Annotated in this window: 15 protein-coding genes; 2 read left to right on the top strand and 13 right to left on the bottom strand. The window is 48.2% G+C overall.

Features of this window, described 5'->3' with window-relative positions; genetic code table 11:
• Positions 1-2: 2 nt before the first annotated feature.
• The 4 genes from nifK to nifB form a co-directional block, all read right to left on the bottom strand.
• Positions 3-1,562 (bottom strand): nitrogenase molybdenum-iron protein subunit beta, encoded by a 1,560-nt coding sequence (gene nifK, locus AC3WT9_RS20425; protein ID WP_341379690.1) that lies wholly within the window; start codon positions 1,560-1,562, stop codon positions 3-5.
• The gene (gene nifD / locus AC3WT9_RS20420; RefSeq protein ID WP_492407899.1) at positions 1,559-3,016 is read right to left on the bottom strand and encodes a nitrogenase molybdenum-iron protein alpha chain; all 1,458 of its coding nucleotides are present in this window, start codon (positions 3,014-3,016) and stop codon (positions 1,559-1,561) included. The genes nifK and nifD overlap by 4 nt, the downstream gene beginning before the upstream one ends.
• A gap of 135 nt (positions 3,017-3,151) precedes the next feature.
• Positions 3,152-4,018 carry a nitrogenase iron protein gene (gene nifH / locus AC3WT9_RS20415; RefSeq protein ID WP_341095951.1) on the bottom strand — a complete coding sequence of 289 codons (867 nt, stop codon included), beginning with the start codon at positions 4,016-4,018 and terminating at the stop codon, positions 3,152-3,154.
• Between the two features lie 6 nt (positions 4,019-4,024).
• Entirely contained in the window at positions 4,025-5,389 is a 1,365-nt protein-coding gene (nifB, locus tag AC3WT9_RS20410) for a nitrogenase cofactor biosynthesis protein NifB (RefSeq protein ID WP_341095954.1), read from the bottom strand.
• A 734-nt stretch (positions 5,390-6,123) separates the two neighbouring features.
• Here nifB and AC3WT9_RS20405 point away from each other — a divergent pair.
• Entirely contained in the window at positions 6,124-6,951 is an 828-nt protein-coding gene (locus AC3WT9_RS20405; RefSeq protein ID WP_341379692.1) for a TerC family protein, read from the top strand.
• A gap of 148 nt (positions 6,952-7,099) precedes the next feature.
• Here AC3WT9_RS20405 and AC3WT9_RS20400 read toward each other — a convergent pair whose 3' ends face one another.
• The 7 genes from AC3WT9_RS20400 to AC3WT9_RS20370 all read right to left on the bottom strand — a co-directional run bounded on the left by AC3WT9_RS20400 (position 7,100) and on the right by AC3WT9_RS20370 (position 15,970).
• A complete protein-coding gene (locus AC3WT9_RS20400; protein ID WP_341379693.1) occupies positions 7,100-9,445 on the bottom strand; it encodes an S-layer homology domain-containing protein in 2,346 nt (781 codons plus the stop codon).
• A gap of 227 nt (positions 9,446-9,672) precedes the next feature.
• Positions 9,673-10,425 carry an ABC transporter permease gene (locus AC3WT9_RS20395; protein WP_492407898.1) on the bottom strand — a complete coding sequence of 251 codons (753 nt, stop codon included), beginning with the start codon at positions 10,423-10,425 and terminating at the stop codon, positions 9,673-9,675.
• A complete protein-coding gene (locus AC3WT9_RS20390; RefSeq protein ID WP_341379694.1) occupies positions 10,419-11,195 on the bottom strand; it encodes an ABC transporter ATP-binding protein in 777 nt (258 codons plus the stop codon). The genes AC3WT9_RS20395 and AC3WT9_RS20390 overlap by 7 nt, the downstream gene beginning before the upstream one ends.
• Positions 11,176-12,189, bottom strand: a complete 1,014-nt coding sequence (locus AC3WT9_RS20385) for an ABC transporter substrate-binding protein (protein WP_341095962.1) — start codon at positions 12,187-12,189, stop codon at positions 11,176-11,178. The genes AC3WT9_RS20390 and AC3WT9_RS20385 overlap by 20 nt, the downstream gene beginning before the upstream one ends.
• A 171-nt stretch (positions 12,190-12,360) precedes the next feature.
• Entirely contained in the window at positions 12,361-13,461 is a 1,101-nt protein-coding gene (locus AC3WT9_RS20380) for a Ger(x)C family spore germination protein (protein WP_341095963.1), read from the bottom strand.
• On the bottom strand, positions 13,454-14,536 hold the full coding sequence (locus tag AC3WT9_RS20375; protein ID WP_341095965.1) for a GerAB/ArcD/ProY family transporter: 1,083 nt from the start codon (positions 14,534-14,536) through the stop codon (positions 13,454-13,456). The genes AC3WT9_RS20380 and AC3WT9_RS20375 overlap by 8 nt, the downstream gene beginning before the upstream one ends.
• A 12-nt stretch (positions 14,537-14,548) precedes the next feature.
• On the bottom strand, positions 14,549-15,970 hold the full coding sequence (locus AC3WT9_RS20370; RefSeq protein ID WP_492407897.1) for a spore germination protein: 1,422 nt from the start codon (positions 15,968-15,970) through the stop codon (positions 14,549-14,551).
• Positions 15,971-16,257: 287 nt separating this feature from the next.
• Here AC3WT9_RS20370 and AC3WT9_RS20365 point away from each other — a divergent pair, with 287 nt between their 5' ends.
• Complete coding sequence (locus AC3WT9_RS20365) at positions 16,258-16,443, top strand: hypothetical protein (protein ID WP_038595962.1); 186 nt, start codon at positions 16,258-16,260, stop codon at positions 16,441-16,443.
• A gap of 626 nt (positions 16,444-17,069) precedes the next feature.
• Here AC3WT9_RS20365 and AC3WT9_RS20360 read toward each other — a convergent pair.
• Both AC3WT9_RS20360 and AC3WT9_RS20355 read right to left on the bottom strand, forming a co-directional pair.
• On the bottom strand, positions 17,070-17,831 hold the full coding sequence (locus tag AC3WT9_RS20360; RefSeq protein ID WP_341095967.1) for a SagB/ThcOx family dehydrogenase: 762 nt from the start codon (positions 17,829-17,831) through the stop codon (positions 17,070-17,072).
• A gap of 168 nt (positions 17,832-17,999) precedes the next feature.
• On the bottom strand, positions 18,000-18,224 hold the full coding sequence (locus AC3WT9_RS20355) for a helix-turn-helix domain-containing protein (RefSeq protein WP_019908812.1): 225 nt from the start codon (positions 18,222-18,224) through the stop codon (positions 18,000-18,002).
• Positions 18,225-18,487 lie beyond the last annotated feature (263 nt).

Below are 18,487 nucleotides of genomic sequence, written 5' to 3'. Positions count from 1 at the left end.
TCTTAACGTACCAGATCAAAGTTGAACCCGGAATGGTTGCGGTCAAGCTCATCCAGAACAGTATTAACGATCAGACTGAGCAAATTCAGTGCACCTTGGTATCCAAGAATCGGATAACGGTGCATGTGATGACGGTCAAAGATTGGGAACCCCACCCGGATCAGCGGCACATTCGCATCCTTGGCTGCGAACTTCAGATGCGAGCTGCCGACCGCCAGATCCACCGGATCGTTCAGCAGCAGTGAACGCATATGCCACAGGTCTTTGCCGATATAAACGGTGGCTTCCGTGCCGTACGGACTGGAGGCCAGCAGCGCCTCGGCTTCCTCCTTGAATTTCACATCATTGAAGTCCACATCCCCATTCGAGCAGACGATATGCACAGGCTCCATACCGGTTTCCAGACAGAACCCGATGAGTCCGATGAGCAGGTCGGGATCGCCGGCCAGTGCCACCCGCTTGCCGTGAATGTAAGGGTGGCTGTCCGTAAGGGCATCCACTACCCGGCCGCGTTCTTCAGTAAGCGATGCAGGAACTGGAAGACCCGTCAGCTCACTAATGGTATCCAGCAGCTTGTCGGTTCCTGTAATGCCTAGCGGTGTGGACATCGCAGCAATCGGCTGCTTCCAGGTTCCGCCGATATAATCCTGCGTCTTTTTGAGCGTGTATTTCTGGAGCGACAGCGTAGCGAGCGCGTTAGCGGCCAGAGGAACATCTTCAAGCTTCGTTCCACCGTAATAATATTCGTATTCTCCCGTAGCCGGAGAGTCATAGTTGCCGCTGTGATCGCCAAGGAACGTATATTTGGTATCAAAGGCATTCAGAATTTTACGGATTTCCGCAAAGTTGCCGGTGTAAGGCTCGAAGCCGAGCATAACATTCAGCTTTTCCCCCGTTTCTTCGCCGCTTCCCGGAGCAGCCTGAATGCCTGAGCGGTCATACAGATAGCTGAGGATTCCTTTCAGCATCGAATCATACCCGGTGATGTGTGATCCGACAAAGCTTGGCGTGTTGCAGAAAGCAACCGGGAAGTCTTCCGAAATCACACCCTTTTGACGGGCATTGCCGATGAAGGAGGACAGGTCGTCGCCGATAACCTCGGCCATACAGGTCGTACAAAGCGCAACCATCTCCGGTTTGTAGAGAGCAATACTGTTCTCCAGACCGTCAATCAGATTGCTCATGCCGCCAAATACAGCCGCATCCTCGGTCATGGAAGAAGAAACAGCAGGGGTAGGCTCTTTGAAATGACGGCTTAGATGGCTGCGGAAATAAGAATTGCACCCCTGCGAACCGTGAATGAAGGGCAGGGTCTTCTCAAAGCCGAGCGCGGCCATGATCGAGCCAAGCGGCTGGCAGGCTTTATGCGGATTGATGACAACCGCTTTACGGTTAAAGTTCTTCTCCATATACTCCGCAGATTGAGAGTAAGCGAGTGCTTCAGCCGTTTCCTGCTCGCTGCAGGGCGCTTCGAACTGCCTTTTATTCTCCCGCTGCTGCACGAAGCGGTCTTCCGAGAACAAAGAGTTATAATCCGGAATCTCCAGTCTGTCTTTGCTCATATGCTCGCCCCCTCTGCCTGGACTTTTTCCTTCTTGCTAATCAGATTCCACACCGGGCTGTTCACGGTCATATCCATGTCTTTGGCAAAAATCTTGAAGCCGTCGAAGCCATGATACGGACCGCTGTAATCCCAGGAGTGCATCTGGCGGAACGGAACCCCCATCTTGTGGTATACATATTTCTCCTTAACCCCCGAGCCCACAAGGTCAACATTCATTTTCTGTGCGAGCTCTTCGAGTTCATACGCCGTTGGATCATCGATGATGATCGTGCCTTCCTTCATCATCGGAAAGGTCTTCTCGTAATCATCTTTATGGGCAAATTCATAGCCGGAAGCCACGATGTCCATGCCGAGATCCTCATAAGCGCCGATCGTATGGCGGGAACGCAAACCGCCGATCATCAGGAGCACTTTTTTATTTTCCAGCCGCGGTCTGAATTTATGAATAATCGCATCCATTTCCGGTTTATGCTTCGCGATCATCTTCTCGCAATTCTCCTGGATCGTCTCGTCAAACAAAGCGGCGATGGCGCGCAGGCTCTCATACGTTTTGGAAGGTCCAAAGAAGTTGTATTCCATCCAAGGAATACCGTAGGCCTTCTCCATATGCTCAACCATGTAGTTCATGGAGCGGTGGCAGTGAATCAGGTTCAGCTTCGCCTTATGGGCGATTTCCAGCTCATTCAAGGTACCGTCGCCGGACCACTGGGCAATGACGCGAAGACCCATTTCTTCCAGCAGGATACGGGAAGCCCAGGCATCACCGCCGATATTATAATCGCCGATAATATTGACATCGTAAGGGCCGGTTTCAGCCAGTTCAGCTTTGCCGAGCACGAAGTCACGGATTGCATCGTTGGCAATATGATGGCCCAGCGACTGGCTCACACCCCGGAACCCTTCGCAGCGCACCGGAACGATCGGCATCTCCAGCTCTTTGGCCATTTTTTTGGATACTGCTTCAATATCATCGCCGATCAGACCGACCGGACACTCGGATTGAACAGAAATCCCCTTGGCGAGCGGAAACATCTCGGTAATCTCACGCATAATCACTTCTAGCTTCTTATCTCCGCCGAAGACGATATCCGTCTCCTGGAAATCGCTTGTAATCTGCATGGCGGTAAAGTTGTCAATTCCAAGCGTCCCGCTGGCATAGTTGCGGCGGGTACCCCAGCTGTATTGGCCGCACCCGATAGGACCATGGCTGATATGAACCATATCCTTGATCGGTCCCCATACCACGCCTTTAGATCCTGCATAAGAGCATCCGCGCGGCGTCATGACGCCGGGACGGGATTTAATATTGGACTTCAGCGCACATGTACCGCAGGTTTTCGCTTCTTCCGTATTGATCTGAAAATGCTTTTCCCGGTCTTTCTTCGCTTTTTTGGGGTAGGCTTCCAGCACATCTTCAACCAGCTTTTTATTCGCCTCGATATCCAGTCCCATTTGCTGACCCTCCTTTTCGTAGTGCAGGAAGCCTTAGCCGCCTGCGTGGCTTCTCGTGCCACAATGAGCGATTCCGGTGAATCAGCCGTCTCTCCACTCCCGTTCACCGGATTTCGTGTAAACACCGCCTGCGGCTTATTGGCCGGAAGCCTGCAGCTTCTGGATGGCGGCTTCTTCGTCTTCGATGATGCCGAATTCCATCAGCAGTTCCTCCAGCTCTTCCATCGTAATCGGGGTCGGAATCGTCAGCATTTTATTGTTCAGAATCTTCTCCGCCAGGATTTCATATTCCTTGGCTTGAGCATGCTCCGGATTATATTGGGCAACGGTCATTCTGCGCAGCTCAGCATGCTGAACGACATTATCACGCGGCACAAAGTGAATCATTTGCGTATTCAGGCGGCGGGCAAGCTCCATAATGAGCTCGTCTTCACGGTCCGTGTTGCGGCTGTTGCAGATCAGGCCGCCCAATCTCACACCGCCGCTGGTGGCATATTTCAAGATACCGCGTGCGATGTTGTTGGCAGCGTACATCGCCATCATCTCCCCGGAACAGACGATGTAAATCTCCTGCGCCTTGTTTTCGCGGATCGGCATTGCGAAGCCGCCGCAGACAACGTCGCCCAGTACGTCATAGGATACGAAATCCAGATCGGAATAAGCGCCTTCCTGCTCCAGGAAGTTGATTGCCGTTATAATCCCGCGTCCCGCGCAGCCTACACCCGGTTCAGGTCCACCGCACTCAACATTAATGATGTCGCCGAAGCCGGTTTGCAGTACATCATCCAGTTCCAGATCCTCTACGGAGCCAAGCTCAGCCGCCAGATGAAGCACGGTTTGTTGGGCTTTGGTATTCAAGATAAGGCGGGTGGAGTCGGCTTTGGGGTCGCAGCCGACGATCATAATTTTTTGTCCGAATTTTGTAGCCAGCTGAGCCAGGGTGTTTTGTGAAGTTGTCGATTTACCGATACCGCCTTTACCATAGAAAGCGATTTGTCTCATTTTCCATCATCCCTTCGAAATGTTTATATTTTCAAAATAAGAGCTGTACTTGACGCTTTCGAGAATAGCTTCCTGTATTCCACCTTTGCGGACGAGAGGCAATACTCCGGCTTTGTTCAGGCTGGCCCGTGGGCCTTCGCCGATACCGGAGCAGAGAAGAATGCGGCAGTCACTAAGAATGGAGATGATTTCCTGCAGCGTGGCGGCTTTATCGCCGTTGCAATCTGCTTTGCCATGGCAGTACGCTTGGATCTTGCGGACACCGAGCAGCTGTACCTCCGCTCCGTCGGTATCGTACACCAGGAATTCGGTCGCATGCCCAAAATGCTGATTGACCTTGTCACCGCCTCTAGTAGCTACAGCGACTCTAATCTTGAGAGCATTCTCCTGCATGAGTCTTGCCCGCCTCATTTTGACGCGTTCGCGGATTTTGGCATCCAGATCATGTTGGAACTGCGTCCTGGCTGCTTCATTGATTGCCGGATCGTCCTCCATCGCCTCCAGGGGAAAGTCCTGGTTGCGGTCCTGGCCCAGCAGTCCAATAGCATCGGCCCGGCATTGCCGGCAGTGGCGCATAACCTTCATGCCGTCACGCCCAAGCAGCTCCTGCAGATTGTGCAATTCCTTGGGACGGGGCGCTTTGCGTCCGTCCGCTTCATACTGGCTGCCCGGCGCGATAATCAGCGGAGTTACATTATGCAGTGTGGCCCCAAGCTCTTTTACTCTTTTGGACACTGCAGGCAGATGATGATCATTGACCCCCGGAATCATAATGGAGTTGACCTTTACCAGAATTCCGAGCTTCGCCAGCATTTCAAGACCTTGAAGCTGGCGGCTGATCAGCAGCTCCGCCGCTTCTCTCCCTTCGTACCGCACTCCCTCATCGAATACCCAAGGATAGATTTCGCGGCCGACATCCGGATCAATGGCGTTGATGGTGATCGTGACATGGCGGATGCCCAGCTCGATAATCTCATCCACATGCCGGTAAAGGGTAAGTCCATTCGTGCTAAGGCATAAGGACACATCAGGCACATGTCTTTTGACCCGGGCAAACGTATCGAAGGTCTGTTCCGGATTTGCCAGCGGATCTCCAGGTCCGGCCACACCAACCACCGAGAGCTGCATAAGCTGCGCTGCAACCCCTTTTACCTTGCGTTCCGCCTGCTCCGGCGACAGTACCTCACTGACCACACCCGGCCTGCTCTCATTCACACAGTCGAACTTGCGGTTGCAGTAATTGCACTGGATGTTGCAGGCGGGAGCAACCGGGATGTGCATTCTGGCATAAAACCGGTGGGCTTCCTCGCTGTAGCAAGGGTGGCGGCTAATCTCCTCCTCTGCTTCATTTGATATACACGACGGCTGCATTATTTCCCACCTCCTAAAAGTTTTACGAGCATTACTTCCTTGATTTGACTTCGAGTGAAACTCGCTTCGGAAGCATATGCTTTGTTTTACGAGCATTACTTCCTTGATTTGACTTCGAGTAAAACTCGCTTCGGAAGCATATGCTTTGTTTAACGGAGCTTAACATCCTGAAATCTTTACACTTAGAAGACTTTAAGCATGAACGGGATTAGTATGTTACATTTCATAACTTCAAACTCACTCAATCGCTTTGATTACTCTCATAATATTTTCAAACCTCCATACCGTCAATTATGTTTAAGCTAAAATAGCCTTATTATTCCTTGTGTTTGCAGTTTCGTCATACCACATGTAAACTTACATAACATTTATGTATCATGTTTCCGTTTCCATCCCTGCCATTTTTCATTGATACTAATTTTCAGGAGGCATTGACAATAGCCTTCGGCTCATATATGATACTTTTAGATCAATCCTGCAACCAAAACTAATAAAATTTAATATATCCCGTAAAGGGGAGTAGCTGTTAAATAAAGTCGTCAATACGAGAATATGAGGATATTCTCCGGCTTTATTGGCAATGAACTATTGTTAGCGAGACCTTTACCAATCAGGTTACCTTTATTCCAAAGGCTAATCTGTTTGGTAAAGGTCTTTTTTATATAAATTTGGTTAGACTATTGGTGTTGCAGGGTTTTCTTAAATATGTTCATCCAAATGAGGGGGAAACAGCAATGGATTGGGGATTATTTTTGGAATATGGCTGGGTATTGCTCGTTCTTGTAGCACTGGAAGGACTACTCGCCGCAGACAACGCACTTGTCCTGGCAATTATGGTAAAACACCTTCCCGATGAGGAACGTAAAAAAGCCCTCTTTTATGGATTGGCAGGGGCGTTTGTCTTCCGGTTTGGTTCACTTTTTATCATCTCTTATCTCGTCGACATCTGGCAGGTACAAGCCATCGGCGCACTCTACTTATTATTTATAGCGGGAAATCATATTTTCCGAAAAGTGCTGTTCAAGAAGCCGGTCACTGAAGAAGCTAATGAGAGCGGCTCTCCGGGCGCTGTCAATAAGAAGAAATCCAGCTTTTGGTTTACAGTTCTGAAGGTAGAAGTGGCTGACATCGCTTTTGCCGTCGATTCCATCCTCGCAGCAGTTGCCCTTGCGGTAGCACTTCCACCGAGCGGCATGGGTCACATCGGCGGCCTTGACGGCGGACAGTTCCTCGTCATCTTCGCCGGCGGATTTATCGGACTGATTATTATGCGTTTCGCGGCTTCCTTCTTCGTTAAGTTGCTGCATTCCCGTCCAGGGCTTGAAGTTGCAGCCTTCTTCATCGTCGGCTGGGTAGGAATCAAGCTTGCAGTGATTACCTTGGCTCACCCGACGCTGGGTGTCCTGTCTGAGGACTTCGCCCACAGCACCTGGTGGAAAGCTACCTTCTATGTAGTGCTGGTTCTCATTGCCGTTACGGGATGGTTCATGAGCAGCCATAAAGTTGAAGAGAACGTTGGAGAAAATCCGGTTAAAGAAGTGGATAAACAGCTTGGTAAATAAGCTTTACCAAGCGGAAACGGTTTTGCCGTCTTTTTTAAGGACGGTACCGTTTCAGCAAGAATAGAAGGAAAAGACCGGACCGGAAGGCCGCAGCTGTAAGCTGTGCCTGCCGGTCCGGTCTTTTTTCCGTTCTTTTTTAACTGTTCTATTATACGATAGGCTGATCAAGCTTGCCCTGCAGTTCCACCATTTTCATGATAACAATGGCAGCCTGCGCCTTGGTTACAATCCGCTGCGGGTCGAACTTTCCATTCTCGCCCTCCAGCAGTCCAAGCTTCACAGCAAGCGCCACAGCACCTTTATAGTTGATAGCTGCGCTGTCGCTGAAGCTGCTTACGACGGCATCATTCGCCAGGAAGCTGGAAAGCTTACCATACTTCAGAAAAAAAGACAGTTGGACAGCCAACTCTTCGCGGCTAAGCTTGCTCTCCGGCCGGACCACGGTATCTCTGCTGATCCATCCACGGTTTACGGCATAGTTTATGGTATCGTAATATGGACTTTCGGGACTCACACCTGCCACCGTTTTGCTCTCCGCACCCGAATAGCCCTTGTAATAGGTTGTCGATGCGTCTGCAATCAGCGTCCACCAATCCCCAGTTGATATTTCCTGGTCTGGATTTACTTTGCCGCCTTCATCCAGAGTAAGCACTTTGTATTTCAGCAGCTCGGTCAGTTGTTTTTCGGCCGGGTGCCCTTTCAGGTCTACAGCTTCACCAGCAGTTGCTGTCCGTCCGTTACGCTCGTAGAGCGAAACCCATTTCCCGGAATTGGCATCCAGCACCTTACTCATCTCACCGTTGTCAGCCGTGAGCGGGGCATATACCAGCTTCACTGTCGAATCACCAATGCCGCCATTACCGGAATATCCGCCTAAACGAACAAACTGCAGCTGCATGTCATACTGGCCAAGATAGCTTTGCAGCGCTTCCGCCTTAGAGATTGCCGGAGCCGGCACTTCTGTGAGCTTCGAATAATCTAAACTGCCGCCGGCAGTATAGGCTTGAAGTCCACCGTAAAGATCAAGTTCAATAGAAATATTATTGCCGCTTACAGGTATGCCCTGATAATAATTTATAAATTCATAACGGTACCCCTTCCCGTCAGGCTTCACGCTCCATGTTCCGCCATGTTCAACCAGTTTAAGATTGCTGCTTGCTTTATTGTACATGCGGTTGACCAGCGCAAGTGCCTTTTGCTTAGCTTCAGCCGGGGTCAGCTTCTTGCTGCCTGCGGGAACAGGCTGCGGCTTAGCCTCTTCCCCATACATGTACTGTTCCATTTGGAACTGGGTAATCTCGCCTGTAACCGCATTAATTTCCGCGTAGGAATGGCGCGGCATTCCCGATTGCATCCCCTCCGTATCCGCTCCCCACGTCAGCATCCAGACCTTCTGATCCAGCCGCTGGTAAGCGGTGCTCTTCGCTTGTCTGACCAGCTTGCGGTCCTTCGGAAGGGCAGCCACCTTCTCTACCAGTTTGACCGCTTCCTCCACAGTGAGCTCTTTGCCGGGAGCAAGCGGCTGGAAAACCTCTTTGCCAAGCGGAACGGTCTCATGGGATACGGGAATGGACGAAGCTTCCTTGCCTTCGTTGTCCAGTCTTTTCCCCGTATGGGCATCAATCGAATACAAGGCCTGCTCTTCCACCTTCCAGCCAAGTATCCAGCTTGCTACGTTTCCATTCTTGTATACCGGAGTATAGTACAGTCCGACATTAAAGTTATCCGTGAAAGTCTTCTTCGCTTGTTCCTTGGAGATAGCCGGCTTGGCAGACGGTAATGCCTGCACTGCGGACATTTTGTTGAAATTGATTACCTCCCCGTTCCCATTGATACCGATGATTAAATCATCCGCAACCGAAAGTATCCCGTTCCTCAGCATATTGAAATTAAAAGAATATTGGACGGGACCAAAAAGCACTTCACTGCCCAGATCTGAAAATCTCGATTCTACCAGCTGAATATTTTCACTCTTCAGCGAGGGCATTGCCGCGGTAATAAAACTTCGTGCTTTCTCCAGAGCCTCCGCCCGCGAGAGCTTGGGAGGATAGTAAGCGGTATCATCCACAAGGGGGACATTAATATATGTATTGATCAGATCCCCGGTAACGGCATCAATGATGCTGGAGAACCCATAGCCCCCGCTGTCTACCTGATATTCCCATTCGATGGTCCATGCCATCTGCGTGGTGCCAGCTGAATAGTAATCGTTGTTGCCTAACTGAACACGGGTGACGTTTGCACTTTTTAGAACAGGGAAGAGCTCGCGCAGTTTGGCAACGGCCTCATCCTGTGTAATTTTGGCAAGGGCCGCATCCGCCCTTGCGGAACTCGCCGCTGTTCCGCCACTCTTTGCCTCGGCTGATGCCGCAGGCGGCACTAAGCCCGATTCCGCCGAAGCAAACCCGGCGGGAAGCAGCAGCGCAAGCGCTACTGTAGTAATCAATGCCGCTTTTGCGGTCTGATGAATAAACTGATTGCTGTTGCTGTTCAAAAGTCATCCTCCTCAAAGTTTTGTAGCTTTGCGTCTTCGAATAAACACCCTCTAATTATAAAGAAAAATAGATATTTTTTCCATATTATATTTGCGACAGGAAATTACAGCAACTGCATAAAATCACCGCCCGCGTATAAAACGATATAAAAAAACCGGCTTCCCGAAGAAAGCCGGTAATAGCGTTATAATAGGAAAGGTGAGCTTTATATTCATACCTCGTTCTATTAATTCCGCCACTTCATAAACTTATAATCCAGTACATCCACGAGCAGGAAGAGCACAAATCCGACCAGGCTGAACAGCATAATGCCCGCGTACATCTCCGGATAATCCAACCGCAGCCAGGCATCCATAATGAAAAAGCCCATGCCATGCTCCGTCCCGTAAATCTCAGTGAAGAACAGCACGGAAATCGCAGTGCCGAGCGAAATCCGGATCGTGCTGAGTATGACCGACAATGCGCCGGGCAGCGTCACATTCCAGAACTTCTGCCCCGCACTTGCACCGATGCTGGTCAGCACATCGTAGGTGCTGTCAGGAATTGCCTTGACGCCGTCGCGCACGGAGATGATGACCTGAAAGAGCAGAATCAGCATAATCATCAGCACTTTGGAGGTTTCACCAAGACCGAAGAACAGCATCACCACCGGCAGCAAAGCAATCTTGGGAATGGGATAGGTCAGGTAAACGACCGGATCGAGCAGTCTGTTCCAAAGCGGTGAGCGGCCCATCAGCAGACCGATCAGCAGACCGATTACCAGTGCCAGTGCAACACCTTCAAAGATCCGCAGCAGACTGTAGCCAACATTCAGCATAACCTCTCTGGCCCCCAAGTGAAACATCGCGTTATACACAGATCCGGGGCTGGGCAGAATGGAATGATTCATCAGCAGGTAGGCGATATACCAGATGATATTCATACACAGGAATACTAACAACAAACGCAACACGTGATGAAGCTGCTGTTTTTTCACCATTTCTCCTGCATTACCTTTCTGATTTGCTTGGTCTGCTCGAAAAACTCATTACTGTCCCGCTTGTCCTCATGCTTCATGCCGAACACAGCGCTATTGTCGAGAATTTCCGGGGTGTCCTGTTTGACCGATGGCATGATGATAATTTTCTGGCCCAGCAGAATCGCTTCTTCCACATCATGGGTCACAAACAGTGTCGTAGTTGGGTTAGCCAGCCAATTGTCCAGAAAAATCTGCTGCAGTGCTTCGCGTGTAATGACATCGAGCGCTGAAAAAGGCTCGTCCAGCAGCAGGATCGTCGGCAGAATGGCAAATGCCCGGGCAATCGCTACCCTCTGCTGCTGGCCGCCGCTCAGCGAAAGCGGATAACGGCCACTCAATTCGGAAATTCCCATCGACGTCAGCCAATGATGAATCTGCGTTTCCCGTTCTTGCTTGCTGCCGCCCGCAGGCCGGGTAATCTTCATCGCCATTTGAATATTGTCATGAACGGTCTTCCAGGGCAGCAGACCGTAGTTCTGCGGAACAAGGCCAATCAGTGTTTCTTTGTCATGCACGGATTTCCCGTTGAACAACAGCTCGCCCTGATAACCCGGCAGCAAGCCGGCAATCGCCCGCAGCAGTGTAGATTTACCGCTGCCCGAGGGGCCGATTATCGTATAAATGCCATGCTGCGGCAAATCCAGATTGACTTGTCCCAGAGCCAGTTGACCGTTTTTATATTCAACTTGAAGCTCTTTAATGCGGAGTCCGCTACTTCTTAAACTGGACATCGGAGATCACTTCTTCAGCCGATATATCTTTGGTCAGCAGGCCTTTTTCCCGTGCCCAGGCAAATGCCGCCTCAACTTCCTTCACATCCACCTGATAGGCAGGCAGGTACTCAGGGACTTTAATTTCATCCTTCAGTGTGTCTGGATAGCCTACTTCTTTGATAATAAGATCAATATATTCCGCTTGGTCATGGGATTTCATATACTCCACTGCCTCATCATACGCTGTGTACATATCGCGGATGGCTTGTCCCTTAGCGTCGATCGCACTTTGCGGGAACGCCAGCACGAACGGATTCACGCCTGCTGATACCGTCGAGCTAAGTACACGCAGTCCCGAGGTTTTGCCCATGGTGACGAATGGCTCAGGCAGAACAGCCGCGTCGGCTTTTTTATTCTTGAGCAGCTCCAGCCGCGTCGGAATTTGCGGAACCTCGGTTACTGTAATATCCTCTTCCGTCAGACCTGCCTGTTTCAGCATCATGGCAACGGTATATTGGGTAGAGGTATTCTTGGACAGAATAACCGTTTTGCCCTTCAGATCCTTCACTTCCTGGATTTCGTCATTCCCGGTCAGCAGATCAAACTCACCTGTTGTTGTACTGGTAATCTTCACGTCCAGACCGGCCTCGTTGTAGATGGAAATCGCCACCAGATCAGCGCTCAATCCGTCCACCTTGCCAGCTTGGAAGGCCACGTCACGGTCCTTGGCACTCTTAAAGGTCTGGATATCCAGATTGACGTTATGTTTCTTGTCAAAACCTTGCTCGTGGGCAATGATGAAAGGAATGGCATCAATTGAAGGCAGCAGACCAAGCGACACCGTAACCGCTTCAGCCGGTGCATTCGTGTCCGCCTTTGCTTCCCCTGCAGCGGCTCCTGTATTTTTCGACACAGTATTATTGCTTGAAGTTCCGCAGCCAGCGGCAACCATACTGACCGCAGCGACCAGCAAAAACAGCATCATTACTTGTTTCCAGTTTCTTCTCCCCATGAATCTCGTAGCCTCCATCTCTTTTCTAGTACTCTTGCCATGCGCATTAATTCACATATAGGCATGCAAAAACCGTCATGCTCCCCCGGGAAGCATTAAGTAATTGCAATTTTACACCCATTGTCCTATTTTGTATATTTTTAAATTGAAATAAATCGCAGACAAGCTCTTTTATGAATATTTCCCGTAGTCTTTAATAGTGACTTTCGTCTGGCACTCCACCTCAATTTCAGGATATACCTCTCTCCAATTCAGGGCCTTCCACTTCTTGTAGGACAAGCTGTTTCTGACGTGCACACCGATTCCGAGACTGTCCACGTTATACTGCTGCATTTGCTGGACCATTTTCTGGGCTTTGGCTGTAATATATTCTGAAATCTGCTTCTCCAATTCCTTTCTATCCTTTTCCTCATTTAGCTTCTGCTTGCCGGTATATTCAAGCACCGAACCCTTGATCGAGGCAGAGAGATCTATCTTAAAACGCCCGTCCCCCAGATGATGCACTTTGATCTTACGTTTGTTTAACAAGGAGCTGAACATGACAACGACCTGCTTGCCGTCCTCTTGCCCTAAATTGATTGCGATTTCTCCTTGTCTCAGATCATCACGGAATAGACCGAAGATAATCCCGTCCTTAGCCGAAACTTTCGTAACATAACGGTCCTCTTGAAACAAAGCAATACCGTCAATGAGTACCTTGTTCCCGTCATCCTTCACTATGGGAGCAACGGGATCAATTCCTTCATCGTTGTAATCCCTGGAAAACTCATAAAAAGTCGTTGCCGGGATGCTGTTGCCGGCAGCCTCTTTCTCCAGCATATGGGTAATATAACGTCCAGTATCTGTATGCGGCTTGAAATTTTTGGTCAACAGTTCTCCGGCATCACCTTCAACAACAGTTACTCTGACGCCGAGCGCGATGGAAGGATCGCGCAGCAGCGTATCGATATAATCCTCCACACCTGCTTTTGCCAGCTTCGCTCCGAACATGGACTCTCTTAGCTGTCCGCTGACTACCTTCAGGTCGGTCTGCCTTGAGAAATGCAGCCGCGCTTCCTTGATGCTGTTCACTTCCGCAGTCAGCAGTTCCCGGCGGATAGCGGAGTTAGGATCAATTACCGGAACGCAGGAGGTCACCTTTAGCTTACTGTTTTCCAACAAATCATAGCCTGACGTCTGCACCATGCCCAGCTTTTCGAGAATCCGTTCATCACTTTCACAGCCGGTTAATAGCAGCAAAACAGTCATTGAAATGAACAGCTTATTATTCATTTGAGCTCCTCCCAATTCCCTGAATTAACAGCACCATAAGTAATAAGCTCGGAAATCCAAAGGCTATTCCAACTGCCACATAACCCAGATTGGTGATCCAGACGTTAACCTCATCTAAAGTCTTCGGGATAAAAGAGATACCGTAGGAAACAGCAATCATTACAAATACCAGTACCGTTGTCTTTAACTTCGGTACGATTCTCTTTAGAGCCTCCTCTGCCGCCCACCAGTACATCGCGACAGTCATCAGAATTAAAAAGAGAAAAAAGCCGTAGAGCAAATTTTCCAGCCGCTCAATGAATGGAAACTGGATATAGGCCAGCAAATCAAGCACGGGATACAGCAGCTTTTTTAACTGGCCCAGGCTGAAGAAGCCGAAACAAATAAGACAGAGAGAAAGGTAGCATAGGGTTAAAATTGTGTTACCGAGATAAATGGCGGTCATCGACTTTTTCGTTTTTTCCACGTAAGGAAACAGCAGAATGGACAGTTCATAACCCAAAAATGCGGCATACACTTCTATTCCCCCTTTAACCTGGTCATGTCCACCCTCGAGAATGAACGGAGTGAATCTCTCCCAGCGGAAGGCCGGAAAAAACCACAGCAGCAGCAGGAACATCCATGTCGTCATCCAGAAAAAAAGCGTTGCTGTTTTGGATATCGAATAAATCCCTTTGATAATGATTAGAAAAAGAAGGATGTCCATAGCAAGCTTGAAGATCATCGGATTCGTAGTCGGGAAAGAGAGCATCTGAAATAACAGCACATACTTTTTCCCGATCATGCAGGCGAAGATCAGCCAGATAGACGCTAAGCCTATGTAAAAAGGATAGAGTATCCACTTAGGAATAGACTGTTCCATGATTTCAAAGACGGAGCGTCCCTTGCCTAGCCGAAAGACCAGAGAAATCAAATAAATATTAAATGACGACAGCAGGAAACAGGGGATCAGAACCAGCCAGCCGTTCGTGCCAAAATAATCGGCCAGACTGCGCGGTAACGTAAACATCACGATCCCGGCCTGCGCCATATAGACAAGAACGGTAATATGAAAGGGGCGAAGTTTGTCCATCATAGCCTGCCATTCCTACTTTCTGTTTTTTTGCCTGATCGTATTAGACGTTTGTGCCTGTGAGGGCCGGGTTCTTAACATGGAGAATGGCGCACGGATAAATACATCCTTCCAATCAGCGGATTTCATAGGTGCAACAGGGATCATATAGGATGAGCCCAGACTGGTCAGGTTGGATAAATGAATCACAATCAGGGCGATTCCCATTACAAGTCCCATATTCCCCCATATTCCGGTAAGGATGATAATCCCGAAGCGGATCAGACGGATGGAGGCGCTCATCATATAGCTGGGAATGACAAAAGAGGCGATAGCAGATGAAGCAACAGCAATAATAAGCACATTACTGGTCAGACCGGCCTGTACTGCCGCTTGTCCGATAACAATACCGCCTACGATCCCGATTGTTTGTCCGATCTTGCTAGGGAGACGCGCACCCGCCTCCCTCAGCAGCTCAATCATGATCTCCATAAGCAGTGCCTCATATACAGGTGGAAAGGGCACCTTGTTGCGTGATTCCGCCAGCGTTCTCAGCAGCGCTTCGGGGATCATCTCGTAATGAAAGGTGGTTACGGAGACATACATGGCTGTAAAAGTGATCGTAATGATCAGGGCCAGTAATCTCAACAGCCGCAGAGCCGTCCCCAAAGTCCAGCGCTGGTAGTAATCATCCGGGGAGGAGAAAAATTCAAAAAAAGCGGCCGGAGCACTGATGACTGTCGGGCTGTTGTCAATAATCGTGATGATCCGCCCGGCAGCCAGCTTGGATACAGCAACATCCGGCCTTTCGGTGGTCAAAAATTGGGGGAACACCGAATTCGGTCTATCTTCGATGAATTGGGTCAACGTCCCTCCGTCATTAATAGCATCTGTTTCTATTCCTTGAATCCGCCGCTCCAGGTCCTCAACAAAGGTCAGATTGGCAATATCCTCGATGTAAAGAACATACACACTTGTTTTGGATATTTCTCCGATAGAATACTTTCTGATTTTTAAATGGGAGCTTTTTATTCTGCTGCGGATTAAGGAGAGGTTTGTTAATGCTGACTCCACAAAAGCATCGTGGGGACCCGCGATAATGGTTTCCGTCTCAGATTGCTGAACATTGCGGGCCTCCGGTTTATAAGCATTCAATAAATAAATGCTGTCCCGGTGAGAGACAGCGACACAGCCCTCCAGGATGCCAATAACCGCTGCTTTGCTATCAGTCACTTGAAGGAATTGTGACTGCTTGAACAGTTGTTCGGCTTCTTGAAGCTGAACGCGGGAAAACGGCTCCAGAATTTCTTTGATAAACAAGGTATTGTCCACAATAGCTGGAAAGTACACAATATCCGTCTGTATATCCGGAAAGGTCCTGTGAATCAAATCGGCACATTGATCAAATTCTTTAAGAATATGTCCGAGCGTAAGAGTATTCTGCGAACCTGAATCCATGATATTAACCACGCCCTTCGCCATAAGATTTAAGGTAGTATCTCCAAAATTTTCATTGATATTTATGAATGCGTATGAAACGGATGCTTTGATTTGAGAGTGTCTTCTGTATAGAGACATCAATCTTTCAGGAAGACACAAAACCTTTTAAACATCTGTTTTCAGTTATAAATTTTGTCTTTTTCCCGTGGACACCTCTTTTAAAAACAGATCAGTCATGCTATAATGTAAGCGTAACCAAGGTAATAAAAATCTATTGATTTCATCGCTCAAGGAGGATGAAGGAAATGCTTGAAGGACTAAAGGAAATTAAGAATTGGGTATCCGGTATTTGGCAGCCATGGACCGTTTCAGGAGAGGAAGATTACCGGAACATGGAATACACCGTGCAGCGGCACCTGCACACGCCTCAAACCCCGAGCCCGCTTACTTATGAACAAGAGTCACGCATTAAGACCATCAAATATCACTAGCCACATGAGCTTTCAGATACAGCTTGACTAACCTTCTTATGAAATAAGGCCGCCATATCCGGAACTTAAGCTTCCGGAGCTGACGGCCTTTTATTTACGTTTCCAATTATAACTTCCAAACCTCCACATGCCGTAGATCGCTCTGCTCTCCGGTCGGGTTCACAAGGTAAACCGTATCAGGGGCCTTGTCGAGGCTCCTGCCGCTGACCAGCACATGGTAATCCTCTTCCACCGCATATTTACGGATGTATAATCCCGAACCCACATCTTCGAAAGGATAGCCCTCAAAGTCCGTCCACGCCAGATCTTCGTGTCAATAATAATATCTGTTACCTGTAAAGTTTGACCACGATAGCAGACAGTAAGCGTGACTGTAGGGAGTTGTCCATCGTACTCAATCCTCATACCTTGCGTCTCACTCTTAATAAAGGGTCTTTTCGCAAATGAATGATACAATCCTTATTGGAGGTATGATAAACAATACTGCCAGTCTCAGCACTAAAAAACTCTCTGTTGGCATCCTTCTCGGCTATCACCCTTACAGGCGCAACATCCGTTATTATTTTCTTGTCTTCTTCCTCGTGATAGTCAAGAATAGAAGCAAAACAAATTGGTCAGGAAACAATCTATTCTCGTTTCTTCCCAACTGCGCCAAGATAGATAACAAATTCTTCATCACCGTCTAATTCTAAAATCTCATCAATTAGCTTTTGATCATAAATTCCAATTGCGCAAGCACCTGCACCGATAGATTCACTGGATAAATAAAGGTTTTGGCATACATGTCCAACATCGATGAGGATTTTTTTGTGAGCTGATATATCATACTTCCATTCGGAGCGATATGGTGTTGTACTCCATGCAAACAGGACAGAAGCCTTTTTTGCAAAGTTAGGGACAAATGGCTGATCTAAAGTAATAGCATCAATCTTCTGTTCAAGTTCATCTAATTCAAACATAAATAATAGCTGATGTTCGACAGGAAGGTATCTGTAAATTCCTTGTTGAATGCCTTCTACCCGCATAATAATTAAATAGGTTTCAAATGTGTGTGTCGCCCCACTGCAGGGTACAGTTCGCAGCGTAAGTCCGTTCTTATTAATACCAGTAATCCCTTGGGTAGCCCATAATAAATAGGATAACTCATCCAGACTTAAAGTTTCCGCTGAATAAAATCTTGTACTTCTTCTCTGATTTATACAATCAAAAATATTCTCTGTACACACAACGTCTTTGCTCACCTTTGGCAAATCAATAATTAGTGATTTCGATTCAAATGGCTTAACAATTGGCGGTTGTGTAATTCCTTTGATCTTATCTGTTTTTATATGTTTAAATTCATGAAAATTAGATTTAAGAAAGCGCCTTTGCTGTTCATATCTTGTCATCACAGATCCTCCTGAATTACCTTAATAGCTTTAATTTATCATGTCATAAAAATTAGTTTGTGATCTAACTCACTATTTAGTTGTTTTGGTGAGTAAACAAAAAACCTCCCCTCACCCCGAAGGGTAAAAGAAGGCTTAAACGCATTCATCACTGCGAAAGCACGGCAGCTATATTTTCAGCTCCCCAAGCTTGATCAGCTCGACAACCGCTTGCGAACGGCCTTTTACGTTTAGTTTTTGCATGACGTTGGAGATGTGGTTGCGGACGGTTTTTTCACTGATGAATAACAATCCGGCAATATCCCGTGTTGTTTTGTCCTGCACGAGAAGCTCGAATACTTCGCGCTCGCGATGCGTCAACAGAAATTTGCTATGATGTTCGTTCCCTTTCAATGGTGTGAGCATCGTGTATTTGTGCGTATTTCATGCTCCCTCATCATCCCTGTAAGTTCCCTAAAATCAGTGTCAGAGAAGGGGTTGTCCTTATTTTAATCTTTCGTGGTTTTTTGGTATCCCTTAATATATTCTAAAGTTTAGCACCAGAATTAACACCAAATGTGTTACCAAAATCATGGTACAAACAGGAGATTTAATCTCTAAGGAGAATTCTATGTAAATATAATGAATATCTGCTTTTTTCGATAGGAAAGGTAGTG

It is taken from the genome of Paenibacillus sp. EB106-06-01-XG199 (assembly GCF_058791575.1).
This window is presented reverse-complemented; position numbering and strand designations above follow the sequence as displayed.